The organism is Rhizobium sp. G187, assembly GCF_051549525.1.
Taxonomy (GTDB): domain Bacteria; phylum Pseudomonadota; class Alphaproteobacteria; order Rhizobiales; family Rhizobiaceae; genus Allorhizobium.
In genome coordinates this window covers 491,677-511,792 of record NZ_JBPUGM010000003.1, presented here as the reverse complement: position 1 = coordinate 511,792, position 20,116 = coordinate 491,677, and the positions used below count along the sequence as shown (strand labels likewise).

The following is a 20,116-nucleotide window of genomic DNA, read 5'->3' as shown; positions in this document are numbered from 1 at the left end:
AGCGAAATGCACCCTCAGGCGGCCAACTGAACCCCTTGGCGCACATCCGCAAGCAACTCGACGGATCTCAGCCGCGCTGCGACATCGTGGATCGGCATCGAGACGATCAACTCATCCGGCTGCACCGCCTTCAGGAACGTATCCAGCTTGCCAGCCACCGTCTGGCGCGAGCCAACGAGCGCATAGCGCAAGGTGTGCTCCACATTGACACGCTCAATATCCGTCCAGACGCCGTCCATACTGTCCACCGGTCGCGGGAAGGCGCGCCGGATATTGCGCCTCAGATTGACGAATTGCTGCTGCGCCGAGGTGAAATAATGACGGGCCGTCTCGTCGTCTTCGGCAAGGGCTGCCATGACCCCAACCATCACATGCGGCTTTTCAAGCGTCGCGGACGGCTGGAAGCGCTCGCGGTAGATCTCAACGGCATCCAGCAATTGATCGGGCGCAAAATGCGAGGCGAAGGCATAAGGCAGCCCCAATGCGGCAGCGAGATGCGCGCTATAGAGACTGGACCCGAGAAGCCAGATCGGGACATGGCTGCGCATACCGGGAACAGCGAGCAGGGCCTGCCCCTCGTCCGGCTCGCCCAGCAACTTTTGCAATTCCAGAATATCATGCGGGAAGCTCTCCGCTCCGGCATCCAGATTGCGCCTCAACGCCTGCGCCGTGCGCATGTCGGTCCCCGGCGCGCGGCCAAGGCCGAGATCGACACGGCCGGGAAACAGCGCCTCCAGCGTGCCGAACTGCTCTGCGATGACCAGCGGAGAATGATTGGGCAGCATGATGCCGCCGGACCCGATCCGGATCGTCTTGGTGCCCGCACCGACATGCCCGATCACCACGGCAGTCGCCGCACTGGCAATGCCAGGCATGCCGTGATGCTCGGCCAGCCAGAAGCGATTGTATCCACGCGCCTCCGCCGTCTGCGCCAGCTTCAGCGAGGCATCGAGCGCTTCGGAAGCGCTGTGACCTTCGGAAATCGGCGAGAGGTCGAGAATGGAAAAGGGGATCATGGCATCGGTCCTGCGTGTCGTTTCCACTCATGTAGGCAGTGCGGACGCCGCACCCAAGAGGTGATGATATTAAATTATAATCACTTCGGATGTTTTTGGTTTGTTCACATTTGGCTGGCACAGATCGCAACGATTGCACTAGGATAGCCCATGACCTCCACGATTCGCATCATTGGTATCGATCCGGGCCTGCGCCGCTGCGGCTGGGGCGTGATCGAGACGCTCGGCAACTCGCTCCGTTTTGTCGGCTCGGGCACCGTGACCTCGGACGGTGACATGGATCTCGCATCGCGCCTCTGCCAGCTGCATGACGGGCTTTCCGAAGTCGTGCATACCTACAAGCCGGATGAGGCCGCTGTCGAACAGACCTTCGTCAACAAGGATGCAGTGGCGACGCTGAAGCTCGGCCAGGCCCGTGGCATCGCAATGCTGGTGCCAGCCCGCGCCGGATTGCCGGTGGCAGAATACGCCCCGAATGCGGTGAAGAAAGCCGTGATTGGCGTCGGCCATGGCGAAAAGCAACAGATCCACATGATGCTGAAAATCCTGATGCCCAAGGCCGAATTCAAGGGCAATGACGCCGCCGACGCGCTCGCCATCGCCATCTGCCACGCCCACAATCGCGGCGGTGACCGCATGCGCAAGGTGCTGGCCTCCGCCTGATTTGTTCTTGACTTGTTCTGCCGGTAGGAATTATTCTTACCTGCGAAGGAGCAAGGCCATGCGCGTATCATCCAAGGGTCAAGTGACCATTCCCCGCGACCTGCGCGAGCTCGTCGGCATCGAACCGAATTCGGAAGTGGTCTTCACCGTGGAAGACGGGCGTCTGATGCTATCCGCCAAGAACAGCCCGGAGGCTATTCAGGAACGCGTCCGCTTGGCAGGCCTACTGAAGACCCTCGAAGCGCTGGAAGGAACAGGCGCCGCAGACATCGACGCAGATACGCTGATGCACATGACCCGGGATCGTTGACATGGCCGTTCTGGTCGATACCAACGTGCTGGTGGATATAGCGGTGCGCGATCCCGCATGGCTGACCTGGTCCAGGAACCAGCTTTTGAAACTGGGGCGGGCCGAACCGCTTCTGATCAACCCCATCATCTATTCCGAATTTTCCGTGCGCTATACCAACCGCGAGGAAGTCGACGAACTGCTGCCCGAAAGTGAATTCCGCCGCGAGAACCTCCCCTGGGCCGCCGCCTTCGCCGCCGGTCGTGCATTCCGGATCTACAAACTGGCCGGTGGTGGGCGCGATCGTGTGCTGCCGGATTTTCTGATCGGTGCGCATGCAGCCATTCGGGGCCACAAGGTCCTGACCCGCGACCCGAAAGGCTACCGCACCTACTTCCCCGACCTCGACATCATCTCGCCTGAAACCCATCCCCTGTAACTCTTTCGACGCGGACCTCCCATGATCGGCAAACTCAAAGGCACCATTGACGAAATCGGCGACGACTATGTGCTCGTCGACGTCCATGGCGTCTGCTACGTCGCGCATTGTTCGGCCCGCACGCTTTCGCGCATTGGCTCGGCCGGTGAGGCCGTAGTGCTTTTCATCGAGACCTATGTGCGCGAGGATCAGTTGAAGCTCTTCGGCTTCATGAGCGCGCTGGAGCGCGAATGGTTCAACCTGTTGCAAAGCGTGCAGGGCGTCGGCGCGAAGGTGGCGCTTGCCGTCCTCTCCACCCTTCCCCCGTCGGACCTCGCCAATGCCATTGCCCTGCAGGACAAGGCTGCCATTTCCCGCGCCCCCGGCGTTGGCCCCAAGGTTGCGTTGCGGCTCGTCACTGAACTCAAGAACAAGGCGCCCGCCTTTGCCGGCGAGGCCTCCGGCACGATTGGCCTCAAGCAGGAGATCGGCGAAGGCGTCGCCTCCGCCCCCGTCGCCGATGCCGTCTCGGCACTCACCAATCTTGGCTATTCCCGCGATCAGGCCGCAAACGCCGTAGCGGCTGCATTGAAGAATGGCGGCGAAGGCGCCGACAGCGCGAAGCTGATCCGGTTGGGGCTGAAGGAGCTTTCACGGTGAGAATTGGTCTGCGGCAGCAATGTCGGTATAAGAAAACGAAGCAGTCCGGCTCGATCCGCATGGAAATCCTCGCATGATCACCAATAACCCCATCCTGACGCCAGAAAAGCGTGGCGAAGATCTCGATGCGGCACTGCGCCCGCAAACGCTCGACGATTTTACCGGCCAGGCAGAGGCACGCGCCAACCTGAAGATCTTCATCGAGGCGGCGAAGAACCGCGGCGAGGCGCTGGATCATGTGCTCTTTGTCGGCCCGCCCGGCCTTGGCAAGACCACGCTTGCCCAGATCATGGCCAAGGAACTCGGAGTCAATTTCCGCTCAACCTCCGGCCCCGTTATCGCCAAGGCTGGCGACCTTGCAGCCCTCCTCACCAATCTTGAAGAGCGCGACGTGCTCTTCATCGACGAAATCCACCGCTTGAGCCCCGCCGTCGAGGAAATCCTCTATCCGGCGATGGAAGATTTTCAGCTCGACCTGATCATTGGCGAAGGCCCGGCTGCGCGATCGGTCAAGATCGACCTGTCGAAGTTCACGCTCGTGGCTGCCACCACCCGTCTCGGCCTCCTGACCACGCCGCTGCGTGACCGTTTCGGCATTCCGGTTCGCCTGAATTTCTATACCGTCGAGGAACTGGAATCGATTGTCCGCCGCGGCGCCCGCCTGCTCAACCTGCCGATGACCGATGACGGCGCCCGCGAAGTTGCCCGCCGCGCCCGCGGCACGCCCCGCATCGCCGGCCGCCTTCTGCGGCGTGTGCGCGATTTCGCCGAAGTTGCGCGTGCCGAAGCCGTCACAAAGGTGATTGCAGACGAAGCACTGACACGCCTTAACGTCGACAATATGGGCCTCGACCAGCTCGACATGCGCTATCTCAAAATGATCGCCGTCAATTTCGGCGGCGGGCCTGTTGGTATCGAAACGATTGCCGCCGGTCTCTCCGAACCGCGTGATGCCATCGAAGACATCATCGAGCCCTACATGATCCAGCAGGGCTTTATCCAGCGCACGCCGCGTGGCCGCGTCTTGACCGCGACCGCATGGAAGCATCTCGGCATGACCCCGCCCAAGGATCTCGAAGCCGCCCAGTTTCGCCTGACGCTTGAGGATGATTGAGTGCTGGGACGACGCATGTTTCTCAAGCTCGCCATTGCCGGTTTATCCGCAGCGATGGCGACAGCGGCCTATCCCTTTGTCGAGGTTTTTGGCAAGCCAAAGGTAACACCCTACCGCCTGACGCCTGCACGCTGGCCAAAGGGCTTGCGACTGAAGATAGCGGTTCTGGCCGATTTCCATGCCTGCGATCCTTGGATGACGCCGGAGCGGATCGGGAGCATCTGCAGCCAGGCCAATGCGCTTGAAGCCGACATCGTGCTGCTGCTCGGCGACTATGCGCGTGGTATGAACATGATGACCGACGAGGTACACTCCGGGGACTGGGCACGGGCGCTTTCAAGCCTCAAGGCACCCCTTGGCGTGCATGCAGTTCTCGGCAACCACGATTACTGGGAGGATTTGCGCTTTCAAAAGGAAGGTACCGGCAAGACCATTGCGCAAAGCGCTCTGGAAAATGTCGGCATCAATGTCCTGGTCAACGGCGCCATTTTTCTCGAAAAGGATGGCCAGCGCTTCTGGCTTGCGGGGCTTGGCGATCAGCTCGCACTCAGACCGGGCTCCCGCTACAAGCGCCCTGAGGCCATCGGCATTCACGACCTCCCCGCCACCCTTGCTTCGATCAACGACGATGCCCCGGTCATCCTGATGGCCCATGAACCCGACATTTTCCCGGAGGTCGACGATCGCGTCAGCCTCACCCTGTCCGGCCACACCCATAACGGCCAGGTCAACATCTTCGGCTGGCGCCCGATTTCCGCGTCGAAGGGGTCGGCGCGTTACCCACGCGGCCACTTCCGCGAAGAGGGCCGTGACCTGATCGTATCGGGCGGCCTCGGATGTTCGGTCCTTCCGGTGCGCGTCGGCACATGGCCGGAGATCTTGGCTATCGAGCTTGGAGACACCGCATGACCTCCCGAACCCTGATCACCATCAAGGATGGCAAGCGCCGGTTCAATCACCGCATTGCGGGCCTGGCCTTTCGGGATGGCCATGTTCTGGTGCATCGCGCAACCCATGAGGCCTTCTGGACATTCCCTGGCGGTCGGGCCGAGATCGGCGAGACCTCGCAGGAGACGCTCCGCCGCGAGATGATGGAAGAACTGCAGGTCGAAGCGAAGATCGAGCGCCTGCTCTGGATCGTCGAGAACTTCTTCGATTACGAAGGCAAGGCCTGGCACGAACTCGGCCTCTACTACCTGATGGAAATTCCGGATCGTTTTCCTTTCCATCCCACTGACATCGTGCATCATATCCAGGATGGCAAAAACGCACTCGAGTTCAAATGGGTGCCGGCGACCGGTGAGGCTCTGAAGCGGCTCGATATTCCGCCATACTTCATTGCCGACGAAATCGAGACCCTGCCGCAATCGCCAAAACACATCATCTGGCACGATGGAGATCTTGACCTGAAATGACCGATCCGACCCGGAGTTTCAGAAAGCTGGCCTATAACAACCTGTTCGCCAATGACAGGCTGCATGACGCGGTCGCCAAGCTCTCCGGTGAAGACTTCGAAGCGCCGAGGACCGGCTTCTTCCCGTCGCTCTGCGCAACACTCAATCATATCCTGATCATCGACTGGTTCTATATTGACGCCCTTCTGGGCGGCGATCTGGGACCGAAAGCCTGGGCGAACGAGATCCCGTTCAACACGCAGGGCGAATTGCGGGCGGCACAGGTGAAGTCGGACCGGCACCTGCTCGACTTCTGTTTGGCCCTCGGAGCCGCAAATCTGAGAGAGCCTGTGCGCATTCACAGGACAGACCGTATCCAGATCGAACGCCTGGACGACGTCCTGTCGCATCTCTTCCAGCATCAGACTCATCATCGCGGCCAGGCCCATGCCATGCTGTCCGGCACATCGGTGGCCCCGCCTCAACTCGATGAATTCATCGTCGCAGATGATGCTGCCAATCGTTTGGACGTGATGCAGCGACTTGGTATCGACGAAACCACCCTCATGATGCTGGACAGGTAAGGGTCGGATCGGTTAGCCCCTCGCCCGCGCGCAAACCCTCGACAGGAGAAATCCATGACAATCCCGAGATTTCCCCTCTCCGGCGAGATCATCAACGGCGTGCACCATCTGGTGCAGCGGGTTTACTACGAAGACACCGACTTCTCCGGTGCGGTGTATCATGCGCGCTATCTGCATTTCATGGAACGCGCCCGCACCGATTATCTCCGCTGCGTCGGCGTCGAGCAATCAGCACTCTATGAGACATCGGACGAAGGCCTCGCCTTCATGGTTCATCGCATGGAGATCGATTTCAAGGCCCCTGCCCGCATGGATGACCTCATCACCGTCACGACACGAACCGAAAGGGCCGGCGGCGCGAAGATGATTCTCGCCCAGCAGATCGGGCGCGATGACCGCCTGCTGATTGCTGCGAAAGTGGTCATTGCCGTTGTCAACCGTCATGGCAAACCGAGACGTTTGCCGGAGGGGCTGGCAGAACAGTTCCGCACGGGGATTGAAACTCCCGTTTCGTAACACAGTTTTAACCATAATGGGGTCTTACTCGCGCACTGGAAGTTTGTGCGCTGCACGCCTTCCTTTGACCAAATTTTCATCTCAGAAGGCATTCTGGGGAGCTAAGGCGGAAAAAGGGTTTCGGCGGCGGCTGCCGCGTTCTTCCACCAGTAACAGCTCAGTCACCGCCCGGTTTCACCCACCGGGCGTTTGGATTTCGGGAAAGTGAAGGCGATGGAACAAGTTGGAATGGCAGCAGCCCATGACGTGAGCCTGTGGGGCCTGTTCATGCAGGCTGGCCTGATCGTGAAGTTTGTCATGCTCGGGCTGATTTCGGCCTCTATCTGGACCTGGGCGATCGTCATCGACAAGTATCTGAGCTATGCCCGTGCCCGCCGCCAGTTCGACCAGTTCGAGCAGATCTTCTGGTCCGGCCAGTCCCTCGAAGAACTGTACCGGACCCTTTCCGAGCGCAGCAATACCGGTCTCGCCTCCATGTTCGTCGCTGCCATGCGCGAATGGAAGAAGAGCTTCGAACGCGGCGCCCGCTCGCCGATCGGCCTTCAGATGCGTATCGACCGCGCCATGGATGTGACGCTGGCGCGTGAAACCGAAACACTGGAAGCACGTCTGTCCTCGCTCGCCACCATCGGCTCTGCCGCACCGTTCATCGGCCTTTTCGGTACCGTTGTCGGTATCATGACCTCCTTCCAGGCCATTGCCGGCTCGAACAGCGCCAGCCTCGCAGTTGTTGCACCGGGTATTGCCGAAGCGCTGCTCGCCACCGCCATCGGTCTGGTTGCCGCTATCCCGGCCGTCATCGCCTACAACAAGTTCTCCGGAGAAGCCGGCAAGCTGACCGCCCGCATGGAAGGCTTCGCCGACGAATTCTCTGCCATTCTTTCGCGCCAGATCGACGAGAAGCTGCAGCCGCGCCAGGCGGCGCAGTAACGGCTCGGCGACAGGAGACTTAACATGGGTATGTCAGTCGGATCAGGGGGCAAGGGCGGCGGACGCCGCGGACGCCGCGGCGGTCGAAAGGCCCTCGTCAGCGAAATCAACGTCACGCCTTTCGTCGACGTCGTCCTCGTTCTGCTCATCATCTTCATGGTTGCTGCCCCGATGATGACCGTCGGCGTGCCGATCGACCTGCCGCAGACGCAGGCAGGCGCTCTCAATACAGATACCCAGCCGATCACGGTTTCGGTTAATCCGGCCGGCGAGATCTATCTTCAGGAATCGGCCATCGCCATCGACGAAGTCGTGCCGAAACTGCAGGCCATCGCCACCACAGGCTATAGCGAACGCATCTTCGTCCGCGCCGACACCGCCGCGACCTATGGCATCGTCATGCAGGTCATGGCACGCATTTCCGCCGCCGGTTACACCAATATCGGCCTTGTCACTTCGCAGGAACAGAAGAACTGATCGGGCGACATGAAGGCGAGTCTCTTCACATCGACTTTTCTGCATGGAGTGGCGCTCGCAGCGACGCTGGTGACACTAGGCTCGCCGGAAAAGCTGGACATGGTGAACATGGAGACGCTTCCGGTCAGCATCGTTCCGATCGAGGAATTCACCCAGATCCAGAAGGGCGACAAGGAAGCCCCGATGGCGGAGAAATCGGCACCGGTTCCGACCGAAAAGCCGCCGATCGCAGAGCCGGCTGAGAACTTCGGCGACAACCAGGTTGATCTGAAATCACCGCCGACGCCAACACAGCGTCCCGTCGAGAAGGAAGTCGCGGCCGCGCCGAAATCCGTCGAAGCCCCTGTGCCGCCGAATGATGCCAAGCCGAACGAAGTGAAGGAAGTGGTGCCGGAAGAAACGGCGCCGCCGCCAACGCCTGAGGCCAAGCCCGCCGAAACACCACCGCCGGAGCCCAAGCCGGAAGAGCCCGTGCCTGTCGAACAGGCCGCTGCGGAAGAAATTCCCCTGCCCGAGAAGGCGCCGGTACCAGCCGCACGCCCCGAGCCGGAACTTGCCAAGCCGGCTGAAAAGAAGCCGGAAAAGAAAGAGACGGCAAAGTCTGACGCCAAGAAGGCTGACAAGAAGCAGGAAACCGCCTCTGCCAAGAAGCAGATGGAGAGCGATTTCAATGCCGACGAAGTCGCAGCCCTCCTGAACAAGACCGATGCCTCCGGCGGCGGCGCGAAACGCTCGACCGATCAGGCCGCACTCGGCGGCGAGACGGACACCGGCGGCTCGACGCTGAGCCAGAGTGAACTCGACGCCCTGCGCGGCGTGATCCAGGAAAACTGGCTGATCACACCCGGCATGGCAGATGCTGAGGATGTGCAGATTCGCGTGTCCTTCCGCCTCGATCAGAATGGCGAGTTGATCGGCGAACCGGAAGCGACAGCCACCGGCGGCTCGCCGACGGCACAACAGGTTCTCATGAGCGGCGCTGTGCGTGCCGTTCGCAAGTCTGCCCCGTTCTCCAATCTGCCACGGGACAAATACGATGCCTGGTCCGAAGTTGTGGTCAACTTCGATCCCAGCGAATTGATGTAAGAGCTGAAAAAAGGCTTGGATAGCATGAAAAAAAATCTACTCGGACTTCTGCTGGTCTGTGCCGGCCTTGCCGGTGCCTTCGTTGCACCAGCCTATGCCGCCGTCGAAATCAACATCAACCGCGGCAATGTCCAGCCGCTCCCGATCGCCGTATCGGACTTCGTCTCCAATGACGGCGTCGGTGCGCAGATCTCGCAGGTCATCGAGGCGAACCTGAAGCGTTCGGGCCTCTTTGCGCCGGTCAACCGTGCGGCATTCATCGAAAAGATCTCCAATCCCGACCAGCCGCCGCGCTTCGAGGACTGGAAGGTCCTCAAGACCGAAGCCCTCGTCGTCGGCCGCATCACCAAGGAAGCCGACGGCCGCCTTCGCGCCGAAGTCCGCCTCTGGGACGTTTTTGGCGGCCAGCAGATGCTCGGACAGCAGTTCTATACGGATCCGAAGAACTGGCGTCGCGTTGCCCACATCATCTCGGATGCGATCTATGAGCGCATCACCGGTGAAAAGGGCTATTTCGACACGCGCATCGTCTTCGTCTCCGAAAGCGGCCCGAAGACAGACCGCAAGCGTCAGCTTGCGATCATGGACCAGGACGGCGAAAACATGCGTCCGCTGACCAATTCCAAGGATCTGGTGCTGACGCCGCGCTTCTCGCCGAACCGTCAGGAAATCACCTACATGTCCTTCGAGGGCGACCAGCCGCGCGTCTATCTTCTGCAGCTGGAAACCGGTTCGCGTGAAGTGGTCGGCAATTTCCCCGGCATGACCTTTGCCCCACGCTTCTCGCCCGATGGCCAGCGCGTCATCATGAGTCTGCAGCAGGACGGCAATGCCAACATCTACACGATGGACCTGCGCTCGCGCACGACCACCCGCCTGACCTCGACCGCCGCCATCGACACCTCGCCCTCTTACTCGCCCGATGGAAGCCAGATCGCCTTTGAAAGCGACCGCGGCGGACGTCAGCAGCTTTACGTCATGAGTGCAGATGGATCCGGGCAGCGCCGCATCTCCTTCGGCGACGGGTCCTATTCGACCCCGGTCTGGTCTCCTCGCGGTGATTTGATCGCCTTCACAAAGCAGTCGGGCGGCAAGTTCTCGATCGGCGTGATGAAGACCGACGGATCGGGCGAGCGTATCCTCACCACCGGCTTCCACAACGAAGGCCCGACCTGGGCGCCAAACGGTCGCGTGTTGATGTTCTTCCGGCAGAATGCCGGCGCCGGCGGGCCGCAGCTCTACTCGATCGACCTGACCGGATACAACGAGCAGGCGATCAAGACCCCCTCCTTCGCGTCAGACCCGGCATGGTCCCCGCTCATGGAGTAGCAAGTTCTAAAAGAGGCGCATTTGCGCCTCTTTCTTGCCTTAAACGGGTCTCAATCGACCTGACTTTGCAGTGATTTCACGCTTTGTTAACCATGATTGTTTGGAGCCGCTTAACCGCGATTGGTTATCGTCCGGCAACCCTAACCAAGAATTCAAGGAGACTGGCGATGAGCCGTATCGACACCCCGGCCAAGAGCCGTCTGCAGAAGCTGGCCACCAATCCTGCGATGGTCGCTCTCATGATGACGCTCGCCCTGGCTGGCTGCGCCAACAAGAAGAACCTGCCCAACAGCGCCGGTGAACTCGGCCTCGGCGCCGGCGGCGCAGGTGCCGCGACCCCGGGTTCCGCACAGGACTTCACGGTCAATGTCGGTGACCGCATCTTCTTCGACACCGACTCGACTTCGATCCGCGCGGACGCTGCCCAGACGCTCGACCGTCAGGCCCAGTGGCTGGCTCGTTACCCCAACTACGCGATCACGATCGAAGGCCATGCCGACGAACGCGGCACCCGCGAATACAACCTCGCCCTCGGTGCTCGCCGTGCAGCAGCGACCCGCGATTATCTCGCTCAGCGCGGCGTGCCGGCACAGCGTCTGAAGACGATCTCCTACGGCAAGGAACGCCCGGTCGCCGTCTGCGACGACATCTCGTGCTGGTCGCAGAACCGTCGCGCGGTCACCGTTCTCGGTGGCGCCGGAATGTAAGGCTTAAAGCCTTCGACAAAATCAAAGGCGTCGCCGCGTGCGGCGCCTTTTTCTTTTCACCTTACTTTGGCCGAACTCGGTTGCTTTTTGCAGCCAATTGGAAAAACTCCTGTCTGCGCCGGTTCGGCGCCCTTGATCGAGAAAACAGGAAAAGGAATATGAAGAAACTTGTGATGGCCGCACTGCTCGCGTCGGCCGCTTTGGCGGGATCGGGCGGGGGAGCGTTCGCGTTCCAGCTGTTTCCGGGTCTCTCCGTCGGCGAGCAGAAGGCTGAGCCGAAATCTGCACCACGCGCAGAAGTCCAGATGGCACAGGTCTCCGACCCATCGATCCGCGTCCAGCAGCTCGAAGAGGAAATCCGCAGCCTCAACGGCCGCATCGAAGAGATGAGCTTCCAGCTGCTGCAGATGCAGGAACAGATCCGCAAGCAGCAGGAAGACAATGAATTCCGCTTCCAGGATCTGGAGAAGAAGAGCGGCTCGCTGACCCGACCGGTCAATCCGGGCAGCGATCAGGATTCGGTCGCTGAAATCATCACCGACACCCCCGACGCCGGCGCATCCGCCGGCGCCGCCACCCCATCAACAGGCGCGCCGGCCGAGCAGACGCTTGGCTCGATCGAGCTCGACGCCAACGGCATGCCGAAGACGGCAATCCTGAATGGCGATGCCGGCAGCAATTCCGCGGCTTTGCCCGGTGTTGATTCGGGGACCACGGTTGCTCCTTCAACCCGCAACACCCAGTCAGCCTCGCTCGGCGCAGAAGACGACGTCTACCAGGTCGCCTATGCCCACGTGCTCTCCGGTGATTACTCGCTGGCCGAAAGCGAATTCCGCGATTTCATCAATGCTTATCCAAGCAGCGCCAAGGTTGCAGACGCAAACTTCTGGCTCGGCGAAGCCCTGTATTCGCAAGGCAATTTCAGTGAAGCCGCAAAGACCTTCCTGAACGCCCACCAGACCTACAGTTCCTCGCCCAAGGCACCGGAAATGCTGCTCAAGCTCGGCATGTCGCTGGCCGCCCTCGACAACAATGAAACCGCCTGCGCCACGCTTCGCGAGGTCAGCAAGCGTTACCCCAAAGCCTCCCGTGCCGTTGTTTCCAAGGTCGCGAGCGAGCAGAAGCGGCTCGGCTGCTGATGTCTGCCGCGGCCGCAGAGACGGCCACGACCGGCAGACCATCTTCACCCGAGGCCGCCCTTTCGGCCTTCCTTTCGTCTCTGAAGACACCAGCCACGCTGCTGGTCGCCATTTCCGGTGGCAGTGACTCGACCGGGCTGCTGATCCTTCTCAAAAACCTCCTGCGCACGTCACATCGAGACCACCGCCTCGTCGCCGCCACTGTCGACCATCGTCTCCGCCAGGGCTCGACCGAAGAGGCCCGCTGGGTCGCGGATCTCTGCAAAAGCCTCGACATCCCCCACGACATCCTCGACTGGACCGGTGCCAAGCCGAAAACAGGCATTCCCGCCGCCGCCCGTGACGCACGCTATCGCCTGCTTTCGGAAGCCGCCGAGCGGATGGGAGCCGACGCAATCCTCACCGGCCATACCCTGGATGACCAAATCGAGACTGTGCGCATGCGCGCCGAACGCGCTGCAACATCAGGCCTCGGCCTTGCCGGAATGGCACCGGCCACCCTCTACGGCCGCCGACACTGGATTCTGAGACCACTTCTCGGAGTCCGCCGCGAAGCCATCCGTGTTGCGCTTCGCCAACAAGCTGCGGAATGGCTGGATGACCCCACGAATGAAGATCCCCGCTATGAGCGCGTGCGCGTCCGGCGCGATGCTCTCCCCTTCGATGAGACCATCATTGCCAGCGCAGCCGCAAGCCGCCGGGCACTGTGCAGGGCCACAGCTGACTGGCTGCAGGAGACAGTCGAGAGGCTCGGCGATTATGTCTTTCGTATAGGCCTCCCCTCGCCGCCCGCCGCCGGGATCGCTGACGACCCAGCCCGCCGCCATGCCCTGTCGACACTGGCAGCCATCGCCGGCGGACGTTCGCATCGTCCACAGGCCGACAGCATGGATCGGCTGATGACAGCGCTGGATGCGGGACAGGACTTTCGCCTCACACTGGCCGGTGCGCTCTTTGTCAGACGCCGAAACGACCTCTTTTGTCTGCGCGAGAGGCGCGGTCTTTTGCCGCTCCCCCTCCCCGCCGGCACTTCGGTCCTCTGGGACGGCCGGTATAAGCTCGACAATCTGGGCGCGGTCGATCTGCACATCGCAGCCGGCAACGCCCCGATCAATGACCCGAGCCTGCCCGGCACGGTTAAGGCCGCATTGGCCGGCACCCACCCGTTTTTCCATGATTTTCAAGGCAATCCGCTGGCCGAACCCGGTCAGGTCCGGTCCAATCTCCACATCGCGCTTCTCGACCACATGCTGCCGGATTTCGATCTGCCACTTGCTCGGGCGATCGATCGCCTGGTCGGCCGCGACGAGACGCCTTTCTGTCCAATTTAGGAGTTATTGACGGAAAACGTCGGGGGAAGGTCGGTTTGCCTTGGCAACCGGGCGGAGCGCTCCTATGTTATCTGGTAATTCTGCGGGTTCGGCCCGCCTACAGGTGTTCGGGGAGTTCAATGAACCCAAATTTTCGGAATTTCGCGCTCTGGGCAATCATAGCCCTCCTGCTGATCGCATTGTTCAGCATGTTCCAGACGTCGCCGTCTCAGACGAGCTCGCGCGAGATCCCCTATTCGCAGTTCCTCCGGGAAGTGGATTCGGGTCGCGTTCGTGACGCAACAATCACCGGAAACCGCGTCCTTGGAACCTATGTCGAGAATGGCACGGCCTTCCAGACCTATGCGCCCGTGATCGACGACAACCTGCTGAACAAGCTTGAACAGCGGAACGTGATGATTGTCGCCCGGCCGGAAACGGACGGTTCCTCCGGCTTCCTGAGCTATATCGGCACGCTTCTGCCGATGCTGCTGATCCTCGGCGTCTGGCTGTTCTTCATGCGCCAGATGCAGGGCGGCGGTCGTGGCGGCGCCATGGGCTTTGGCAAGTCCAAGGCCAAACTTTTGACCGAAGCGCATGGCCGAGTCACCTTTGACGATGTTGCCGGCGTGGACGAAGCCAAGCAGGACCTGGAAGAAATCGTCGAATTCCTGCGTGACCCGCAGAAGTTCCAGCGTCTTGGCGGCAAGATCCCGCGCGGCGTGCTGCTCGTCGGCCCTCCGGGCACGGGTAAGACGCTGCTCGCTCGCTCGGTTGCCGGCGAAGCCAATGTGCCCTTCTTCACCATCTCCGGTTCGGACTTCGTTGAAATGTTCGTCGGCGTCGGTGCAAGCCGCGTCCGTGACATGTTTGAGCAGGCCAAGAAGAACGCACCCTGCATCATCTTCATCGACGAAATCGACGCCGTCGGTCGCCATCGTGGCGCAGGCCTCGGCGGCGGCAATGACGAACGCGAGCAGACGCTCAACCAGTTGCTCGTCGAGATGGACGGCTTCGAAGCCAATGAAGGCATCATCCTGATCGCCGCGACCAACCGCCCCGACGTTCTCGATCCCGCCCTTCTGCGTCCGGGCCGTTTTGACCGCCAGGTCGTCGTTCCGAACCCCGACATCATCGGCCGCGAGCGCATCCTCAAGGTTCACGCCCGCAACGTGCCGCTGGCACCGAATGTCGATCTGAAGGTTCTCGCCCGCGGGACGCCCGGCTTCTCCGGTGCGGATCTGATGAACCTCGTGAACGAAGCTGCCCTGATGGCCGCACGCCGCAACAAGCGTGTCGTCACCATGGCCGAGTTCGAGGACGCCAAGGACAAGATCATGATGGGCGCGGAACGCCGCTCGTCTGCCATGACCGAAGCGGAAAAGAAGCTGACCGCCTATCACGAAGCCGGCCACGCCATCACCGCTCTGCAGGTGCCGGTTGCTGATCCCTTGCACAAGGCGACGATCATCCCGCGCGGCCGCGCACTTGGCATGGTCATGCAGTTGCCCGAGGGCGACCGCTATTCGATGAGCTACAAGTGGATGGTCTCGCGCCTCGTCATCATGATGGGTGGCCGCGTTGCGGAAGAGCTGACCTTCGGCAAGGAGAACATCACCTCTGGCGCCTCCTCCGACATTGAGCAGGCCACCAAGCTTGCCCGCGCCATGGTCACGCAGTGGGGCTTCTCCGACGTGCTCGGCCAGGTCGCTTACGGCGAAAACCAGCAGGAAGTCTTCCTCGGCCACTCCGTTTCGCAGTCGAAGAATGTTTCGGAATCAACCGCTCAGAAGATCGACACGGAAGTGCGTCGCCTGATCGACGAAGCCTATACCGAAGCCCGCCGTATTCTGACCGACCATCACGACGCCTTTGTTGCGATCGCCGAGGGTCTGCTGGAATACGAAACCCTGTCCGGCGAAGAGATCAAGGCGCTGATCCGCGGCGAAAAGCCGTCCCGCGACAGCGGCGACGACAGCACACCGAGCCGCGGCTCTGCCGTTCCCTCGACCGGCCGTAAGGACCTGCCGAAGGGTGGCGAGCCGGAAGCGGGCCTTGAGCCTCAGCCGCACTAAGGAACGCCGGTCGCAAAGACCAAACGATTGCAAAGCCCTCCCCTTTCGGGAGGGCTTTGTTGTTTGTGGCGTCAGTGCATGACAGCAGACCACGAAGCGTGATCGACAGCCGGTAACCAAACTTGATCTTTCAACGCGAGAGTGGCCTGCCGTTAACGCATTTTGCCCCCGCTCGTTCTAATATGCCGCACCAGGACAACGGGCGAAGGGCAATTCGTGCAGGCAGGGACGAACGCGGCAAGCATGGAGCGACTGAAGGCGATCTGCGAGCAGATCCTCCGCAAGCCCCTTTCTCCCGATGATAATTTCGTCGATGCGGGCCTCAACGCCAATCGCGCACTCAACATCATCAGGCTGTTCTACCTGCAGACAGGCATCGAACTCGACGTCAATGCGTTTCTCGAATACCCAAACCTCGCACGCCTCGGGCAAATGCTTGGCTGCGGCAAGACAGGTCCGGATGGCAAGCTAATCCTTCTCCGTGAAGGCAAGGACGAGAGCCCACCGCTCTTCGTCTACGCCGGGGGCGTCAGCGTCTTCCTCGAGCTTGACGACCTCACCCGCGCAATCGAACAGCCGGGCCCTATCTACGGGGTCTCGATCTCCTGGACGGACCGCCCTTTCGACAACCCGGCGACGGTGGCAGACGAGGTACAACACGCCCTTGATACGATCCGGCATCATCAGCCCGAAGGGCCGGTGCATCTTCTCGGTTATTCCTTTGGGGGAGTACTGGCGCTTGAAATTGCGCGCGCGCTGACCGCTGAAGGCAGGTCTGTCGCGTTTTGCGGATTGATCGATACGCCGCAAAACGATCACGTCTGGCCTCTGCATCGCTGGACGGGCTTCATCCTGGCGCGTCTCGCCGCAAAATTGCAGAGAGTTGCAAAGGGCGTTCTGGCAGGCATGCCAGCCCGGCGCGAAGCTCAGGCAATCCTGACGCCGGACGATCTGCAACGGATGAGCGCGCCCAAGCGCGGTCACCAACTGGCATTTCGCTTTCTCAACCCTAAACAGCCGGACTATCCGTATCGAGCACCGCAATGGCTCGGCGGCAACACACCGGGCTATACCGCCCGCGCCTGCGAACTCCTGCGGATGAAGGGTTTATACCGCCCCCGCAGATATGATGGCCCGGTGACCTTCTTCTTCTCAATGCAAGGTTCGCCCGTCGACTGCGACGCGCGCGCCCTCTGGCGCCCCTATCTGCCCCAGGCGGAATGGGTCGCGATCCGGGGCAATCACCTGAGCATGATCATCGGACGAAACGCCCGCACACTGGCCGCCGAAATCTCGAGCCGGCTCGCTTCCGCTCACGACATGTAATCAAGTTTGACGCTAATTTACGTGATCAGCGCCGCATTTCGTGGCATGGGAGCGAAAAGTGCGGGTGAAGAGCCACCAGCGAGGCAGCCGATTCGGGTCGCCAGCCCTCCCCGCGAGACAGGTTCGCCGCGAAACGGCATTGATACGGAGTTGACATGACACGTCGGTATTTTGGCACAGACGGCATTCGCGGATTGTCCAACCGCTTCCCGATGACGCCGGATCTTGCCATGCGCGTCGGCATCGCCGCCGGCACCCTTTTCCGCCGCGGGGGCCATCGTCATCGGGTGGTGATCGGCAAGGACACGCGCCTCTCCGGCTATATGCTCGAAAACGCCATGGTCGCGGGCTTTACAGCCGCTGGCCTCGATGCCTTCGTTCTGGGCCCGATCCCGACACCGGCTGTCGCCATGCTCACCCGGTCGCTTCGCTGCGACATCGGCGTGATGATCTCGGCGTCCCACAATCCCTTCGCCGACAACGGCATCAAGCTTTTCGGCCCTGACGGCTACAAGCTCTCCGACGAACTGGAGCTCCAGATCGAGGATATGCTCGAAAAGGATATCTACGGCCAGCTCGCAGCGCCCAACGACATCGGCCGGGCCAAGCGTATTGACGGCGTGCAGGACCGCTATGTCGAGTTCGCCAAGCGCACCCTGCCCCGCGACGTCACACTCAAGGGTCTGCGCGTCGCCATCGACTGCGCCAACGGCGCGGCCTACAAGGTGGCGCCGCTCGCCCTTTGGGAACTCGGCGCCGAGGTCATTACCATCGGCAACGAGCCGAACGGCACCAACATCAATCTCGAATGCGGCTCCACCCACCCGGACGCGCTGCAGAAGAAGGTGCATGAAGTACGCGCTGACATTGGCATCGCCCTCGACGGCGACGCCGACCGCGTCATCATCGTCGACGAAAATGGCAAGGTGATCGATGGCGACCAGTTGATGGCGCTGATTGCCGAGACCTGGGCGCAGGACCAGATGCTGCGCGGCGGCGGCATCGTCGCGACCGTCATGTCCAATCTCGGCCTCGAGCGCTTCCTCACCGGCAAGGGCCTGACGCTGGCCCGCACCAAGGTCGGCGACCGCTATGTCGTCGAGCACATGCGCCACAACGACTTCAACATTGGCGGCGAACAGTCCGGCCATATCGTGCTGTCCGACCACGGCACGACCGGCGACGGCCTCGTTGCTGCCCTGCAGATCCTCGCGGCTGTGAAGCGCACCGGAAAGACGGTCAGCGAATTGTGCAACCGGTTTGAACCCGTGCCGCAGCTTCTGCGCAATGTCCGCTTCTCCGGCGGCAAGCCGCTCGAAGACGCGACCGTCAAGCAGGCGATTGCCGATGCCGAGAGTGAGCTCGCCAATTCCGGCCGCCTCGTCATTCGCCCCTCCGGCACCGAGCCGCTGATCCGCGTCATGGCGGAAGGCGACGACCGCGAACAGGTCGAGCGCATCGTCAATGAACTCGTCGACGTGATCGGCAGCGTCCGCAGCGCCGCCGCCTGACAGATCCGAAATCCACCGCCGCATCCATGAGGCGAAATGCAAGAAGCCCGGCCGCTCAACGCAGCCGGGCTTCTTGTTTCAGGCAGGATTGATGAAATCAGGCGGAGAGTTTCGCCATGACTTCGTCAGAGACTTCGAAGTTCGAATAGACGTTCTGCACGTCGTCATCGTCTTCCAGCGTATCGATCAGCTTCATCAGCGACTGCGCCTTGTCTTCGTCGACCGGCACCGTGTTCTGCGGCTTCCAGATCGCCTTGACCGATTCCGCCCCGCCAAGCACCGCTTCCAGCGCCTTGGACACGTCGTTCATGTCCTCAAACGCGCAATAGATGGTGTGGCCGTCTTCATCCGAAACAACGTCCTCGGCGCCGGCTTCGATCGCGGCTTCCATGACGGAATCGGCACTGCCGACAGAGGCCTTGTAGGTGATCTCGCCGACGTGATCGAAGGAGAAGGATACTGATCCCGTTTCGCCAAGAGCGCCGCCAGCCTTGGAGAAGGTCGAGCGGACAACCGAAGCCGTACGATTGCGGTTGTCGGTCAGCGTCTCGACGATCACGGCAACGCCGCCCGGACCATAGCCCTCGTAACGGATCGCGTCATAGCTCTCGGCATCGGCGCCAGAGGCCTTCTTGATGGCGCGGTCGATATTGTCCTTCGGCATCGACTGCGCCTTGGCGTTCTGGACGGCGAGGCGCAGAGCAGCGTTCATGGATGGATCGGGCAAGCCAGACTTGGCCGCAACCGTGATTTCGCGCGCGAGCTTGGAGAACATCTTCGAACGGATGCCGTCCTGCTTGCCCTTGCGGTGCATGATGTTTTTGAACTGTGAATGGCCAGCCATGGCACCCCTGATCAGGTCTTATGTTGGAATTGGCGCCTTATACGGGCGAAAGCAGCCCTGTTCAAGACCAAGCTAACCTCGCGCGCCCCATGTGCAACCGAACGGCGCGTGATCGAGGGGCCGGAACAAGTCCCGGCAAAACTCGTTGCCTCTCCGACTGACGTGAAGGAGATAACACATGGCCAGCTTCAGCGACGCTCGCGAAAACCCTGCAGAACAGCTCTGGGACGAAATCGACCACATCCATGCCGGCATGCTCGGCTTGATGGGAACTGACATGCATATGCAGCCGATGGCCCCGAATGCCGATCGGAAGCGCAACATGATCTGGTTCTACACCAAGACCGATAGCCACCTTGTGCAATCCCTCAAGCCGGGGAGCCGCGCCCATTTCTGCGTCGTCGGCAAAAACCACGATTACCACGCCTGCCTGTCCGGCACGCTCACCGAGATCAAGGATCCGGCCAAGATCGACGAATACTGGAACTCCGTCGTTGCCGCATGGTATGAGGGCGGCAAGTCAGACCCGACACTCACCATGATCGCACTCTCGCTCGATGATGGTGAAATCTGGGCCTCGACCGGAAGCACGCTCAAGTTCGGATGGGAAATCGCCAAGGCCAATCTCGATCCAGAGAAGACCCCCGATGTGGGCGTCCATCGCCAACTGCGGTTCGCCTGAGACCTGTTGCCTCAGCTATGTCTGACAGAAGAGCGTCCCATAGTCT

Annotated in this window: 22 protein-coding genes; 20 read left to right on the top strand and 2 right to left on the bottom strand. The window is 61.2% G+C overall.

The genetic code is table 11. The features are described from left to right. Positions 1 to 14: 14 nt before the first annotated feature. A complete protein-coding gene (locus tag ACSV9I_RS11625; RefSeq protein ID WP_438328996.1) occupies positions 15 to 1,016 on the bottom strand; it encodes an LLM class flavin-dependent oxidoreductase in 1,002 nt (333 codons plus the stop codon). A 150-nt stretch (positions 1,017 to 1,166) separates the two neighbouring features. On the opposite strand from ACSV9I_RS11625, the gene ruvC reads away from it, so the two are divergent. From ruvC to glmM, 19 genes are all read left to right on the top strand, one after another. Next, the gene (gene ruvC / locus ACSV9I_RS11620) at positions 1,167 to 1,679 is read left to right on the top strand and encodes a crossover junction endodeoxyribonuclease RuvC (protein WP_438328995.1); all 513 of its coding nucleotides are present in this window, start codon (positions 1,167 to 1,169) and stop codon (positions 1,677 to 1,679) included. 58 nt (positions 1,680 to 1,737) lie between these two features. Next, the gene (locus ACSV9I_RS11615) at positions 1,738 to 1,989 is read left to right on the top strand and encodes an AbrB/MazE/SpoVT family DNA-binding domain-containing protein (RefSeq protein ID WP_438328994.1); all 252 of its coding nucleotides are present in this window, start codon (positions 1,738 to 1,740) and stop codon (positions 1,987 to 1,989) included. A 1-nt stretch (position 1,990) separates the two neighbouring features. Next, a complete protein-coding gene (locus tag ACSV9I_RS11610; protein ID WP_054157185.1) occupies positions 1,991 to 2,407 on the top strand; it encodes a type II toxin-antitoxin system VapC family toxin in 417 nt (138 codons plus the stop codon). Between the two features lie 21 nt (positions 2,408 to 2,428). After that, positions 2,429 to 3,046: a Holliday junction branch migration protein RuvA gene (gene ruvA, locus ACSV9I_RS11605; RefSeq protein WP_054157184.1), complete on the top strand. Its 618-nt coding sequence runs from the start codon at positions 2,429 to 2,431 to the stop codon at positions 3,044 to 3,046. A gap of 73 nt (positions 3,047 to 3,119) precedes the next feature. After that, positions 3,120 to 4,160, top strand: coding sequence for a Holliday junction branch migration DNA helicase RuvB (gene ruvB / locus ACSV9I_RS11600; RefSeq protein ID WP_438328993.1), 1,041 nt, complete (start codon positions 3,120 to 3,122; stop codon positions 4,158 to 4,160). Next, a complete protein-coding gene (locus tag ACSV9I_RS11595; RefSeq protein ID WP_438328992.1) occupies positions 4,161 to 5,069 on the top strand; it encodes a metallophosphoesterase in 909 nt (302 codons plus the stop codon). Beyond that, a complete protein-coding gene (locus ACSV9I_RS11590) occupies positions 5,066 to 5,575 on the top strand; it encodes an NUDIX hydrolase (protein WP_438328991.1) in 510 nt (169 codons plus the stop codon). Before ACSV9I_RS11595 ends, ACSV9I_RS11590 begins: the two co-directional genes overlap by 4 nt. After that, on the top strand, positions 5,572 to 6,138 hold the full coding sequence (locus tag ACSV9I_RS11585) for a DinB family protein (RefSeq protein WP_438328990.1): 567 nt from the start codon (positions 5,572 to 5,574) through the stop codon (positions 6,136 to 6,138). The genes ACSV9I_RS11590 and ACSV9I_RS11585 overlap by 4 nt, the downstream gene beginning before the upstream one ends. Before the next feature lie 54 nt (positions 6,139 to 6,192). Beyond that, positions 6,193 to 6,654 (top strand): tol-pal system-associated acyl-CoA thioesterase, encoded by a 462-nt coding sequence (gene ybgC / locus ACSV9I_RS11580; RefSeq protein ID WP_438328989.1) that lies wholly within the window; start codon positions 6,193 to 6,195, stop codon positions 6,652 to 6,654. Between the two features lie 213 nt (positions 6,655 to 6,867). Further along, positions 6,868 to 7,584: a protein TolQ gene (gene tolQ / locus ACSV9I_RS11575; protein WP_054157178.1), complete on the top strand. Its 717-nt coding sequence runs from the start codon at positions 6,868 to 6,870 to the stop codon at positions 7,582 to 7,584. Positions 7,585 to 7,608: 24 nt separating this feature from the next. Beyond that, complete coding sequence (gene tolR, locus ACSV9I_RS11570) at positions 7,609 to 8,061, top strand: protein TolR (RefSeq protein ID WP_054157177.1); 453 nt, start codon at positions 7,609 to 7,611, stop codon at positions 8,059 to 8,061. 9 nt (positions 8,062 to 8,070) lie between these two features. After that, entirely contained in the window at positions 8,071 to 9,147 is a 1,077-nt protein-coding gene (locus ACSV9I_RS11565; RefSeq protein ID WP_054157176.1) for a hypothetical protein, read from the top strand. A 24-nt stretch (positions 9,148 to 9,171) separates the two neighbouring features. Continuing rightward, on the top strand, positions 9,172 to 10,476 hold the full coding sequence (gene tolB, locus ACSV9I_RS11560) for a Tol-Pal system beta propeller repeat protein TolB (protein WP_438328988.1): 1,305 nt from the start codon (positions 9,172 to 9,174) through the stop codon (positions 10,474 to 10,476). 167 nt (positions 10,477 to 10,643) lie between these two features. Next, on the top strand, positions 10,644 to 11,183 hold the full coding sequence (pal, locus tag ACSV9I_RS11555) for a peptidoglycan-associated lipoprotein Pal (RefSeq protein ID WP_054157174.1): 540 nt from the start codon (positions 10,644 to 10,646) through the stop codon (positions 11,181 to 11,183). 158 nt (positions 11,184 to 11,341) lie between these two features. Beyond that, on the top strand, positions 11,342 to 12,322 hold the full coding sequence (gene ybgF, locus ACSV9I_RS11550) for a tol-pal system protein YbgF (protein WP_054157173.1): 981 nt from the start codon (positions 11,342 to 11,344) through the stop codon (positions 12,320 to 12,322). Further along, entirely contained in the window at positions 12,322 to 13,653 is a 1,332-nt protein-coding gene (gene tilS / locus ACSV9I_RS11545; protein ID WP_438328987.1) for a tRNA lysidine(34) synthetase TilS, read from the top strand. The genes ybgF and tilS overlap by 1 nt, the downstream gene beginning before the upstream one ends. A gap of 119 nt (positions 13,654 to 13,772) precedes the next feature. After that, positions 13,773 to 15,707, top strand: coding sequence for an ATP-dependent zinc metalloprotease FtsH (gene ftsH / locus ACSV9I_RS11540; RefSeq protein WP_438328986.1), 1,935 nt, complete (start codon positions 13,773 to 13,775; stop codon positions 15,705 to 15,707). 243 nt (positions 15,708 to 15,950) lie between these two features. Further along, positions 15,951 to 17,033 (top strand): thioesterase domain-containing protein, encoded by a 1,083-nt coding sequence (locus tag ACSV9I_RS11535; RefSeq protein ID WP_438328985.1) that lies wholly within the window; start codon positions 15,951 to 15,953, stop codon positions 17,031 to 17,033. Positions 17,034 to 17,188: 155 nt separating this feature from the next. Then, a complete protein-coding gene (glmM, locus tag ACSV9I_RS11530; RefSeq protein WP_438328984.1) occupies positions 17,189 to 18,544 on the top strand; it encodes a phosphoglucosamine mutase in 1,356 nt (451 codons plus the stop codon). Between the two features lie 97 nt (positions 18,545 to 18,641). On the opposite strand, the gene ACSV9I_RS11525 is transcribed toward glmM, so the two are convergent. Then, the gene (locus ACSV9I_RS11525; RefSeq protein WP_054157168.1) at positions 18,642 to 19,388 is read right to left on the bottom strand and encodes a YebC/PmpR family DNA-binding transcriptional regulator; all 747 of its coding nucleotides are present in this window, start codon (positions 19,386 to 19,388) and stop codon (positions 18,642 to 18,644) included. Positions 19,389 to 19,566: 178 nt separating this feature from the next. Here ACSV9I_RS11525 and ACSV9I_RS11520 point away from each other — a divergent pair, with 178 nt between their 5' ends. Continuing rightward, entirely contained in the window at positions 19,567 to 20,070 is a 504-nt protein-coding gene (locus ACSV9I_RS11520; RefSeq protein ID WP_438328983.1) for a pyridoxamine 5'-phosphate oxidase family protein, read from the top strand. Positions 20,071 to 20,116 lie beyond the last annotated feature (46 nt).

Excerpts from the sequence above, each read along its gene's own strand:
- tilS (WP_438328987.1), top strand. The coding sequence starts at position 12,322 with ATGTCTGCCGCGGCCGCAGAGACGGCCACGACCGGCAGACCATCTTCA.
- ACSV9I_RS11615 (WP_438328994.1), top strand. The coding sequence starts at position 1,738 with ATGCGCGTATCATCCAAGGGTCAAGTGACCATTCCCCGCGACCTGCGC.
- tolQ (WP_054157178.1), top strand. The coding sequence starts at position 6,868 with ATGGAACAAGTTGGAATGGCAGCAGCCCATGACGTGAGCCTGTGGGGC.
- ruvC (WP_438328995.1), top strand. The coding sequence starts at position 1,167 with ATGACCTCCACGATTCGCATCATTGGTATCGATCCGGGCCTGCGCCGC.
- pal (WP_054157174.1), top strand. The coding sequence starts at position 10,644 with ATGAGCCGTATCGACACCCCGGCCAAGAGCCGTCTGCAGAAGCTGGCC.
- ruvB (WP_438328993.1), top strand. The coding sequence starts at position 3,120 with ATGATCACCAATAACCCCATCCTGACGCCAGAAAAGCGTGGCGAAGAT.
- ACSV9I_RS11625 (WP_438328996.1), bottom strand. The coding sequence starts at position 1,016 with ATGATCCCCTTTTCCATTCTCGACCTCTCGCCGATTTCCGAAGGTCAC.
- ACSV9I_RS11520 (WP_438328983.1), top strand. The coding sequence starts at position 19,567 with ATGGCCAGCTTCAGCGACGCTCGCGAAAACCCTGCAGAACAGCTCTGG.
- ruvA (WP_054157184.1), top strand. The coding sequence starts at position 2,429 with ATGATCGGCAAACTCAAAGGCACCATTGACGAAATCGGCGACGACTAT.
- ACSV9I_RS11585 (WP_438328990.1), top strand. The coding sequence starts at position 5,572 with ATGACCGATCCGACCCGGAGTTTCAGAAAGCTGGCCTATAACAACCTG.
- ybgC (WP_438328989.1), top strand. The coding sequence starts at position 6,193 with ATGACAATCCCGAGATTTCCCCTCTCCGGCGAGATCATCAACGGCGTG.
- tolR (WP_054157177.1), top strand. The coding sequence starts at position 7,609 with ATGGGTATGTCAGTCGGATCAGGGGGCAAGGGCGGCGGACGCCGCGGA.
- ACSV9I_RS11590 (WP_438328991.1), top strand. The coding sequence starts at position 5,066 with ATGACCTCCCGAACCCTGATCACCATCAAGGATGGCAAGCGCCGGTTC.
- ACSV9I_RS11565 (WP_054157176.1), top strand. The coding sequence starts at position 8,071 with ATGAAGGCGAGTCTCTTCACATCGACTTTTCTGCATGGAGTGGCGCTC.
- ftsH (WP_438328986.1), top strand. The coding sequence starts at position 13,773 with ATGAACCCAAATTTTCGGAATTTCGCGCTCTGGGCAATCATAGCCCTC.
- ACSV9I_RS11610 (WP_054157185.1), top strand. The coding sequence starts at position 1,991 with ATGGCCGTTCTGGTCGATACCAACGTGCTGGTGGATATAGCGGTGCGC.
- tolB (WP_438328988.1), top strand. The coding sequence starts at position 9,172 with ATGAAAAAAAATCTACTCGGACTTCTGCTGGTCTGTGCCGGCCTTGCC.
- ybgF (WP_054157173.1), top strand. The coding sequence starts at position 11,342 with ATGAAGAAACTTGTGATGGCCGCACTGCTCGCGTCGGCCGCTTTGGCG.
- glmM (WP_438328984.1), top strand. The coding sequence starts at position 17,189 with ATGACACGTCGGTATTTTGGCACAGACGGCATTCGCGGATTGTCCAAC.
- ACSV9I_RS11535 (WP_438328985.1), top strand. The coding sequence starts at position 15,951 with ATGGAGCGACTGAAGGCGATCTGCGAGCAGATCCTCCGCAAGCCCCTT.
- ACSV9I_RS11525 (WP_054157168.1), bottom strand. The coding sequence starts at position 19,388 with ATGGCTGGCCATTCACAGTTCAAAAACATCATGCACCGCAAGGGCAAG.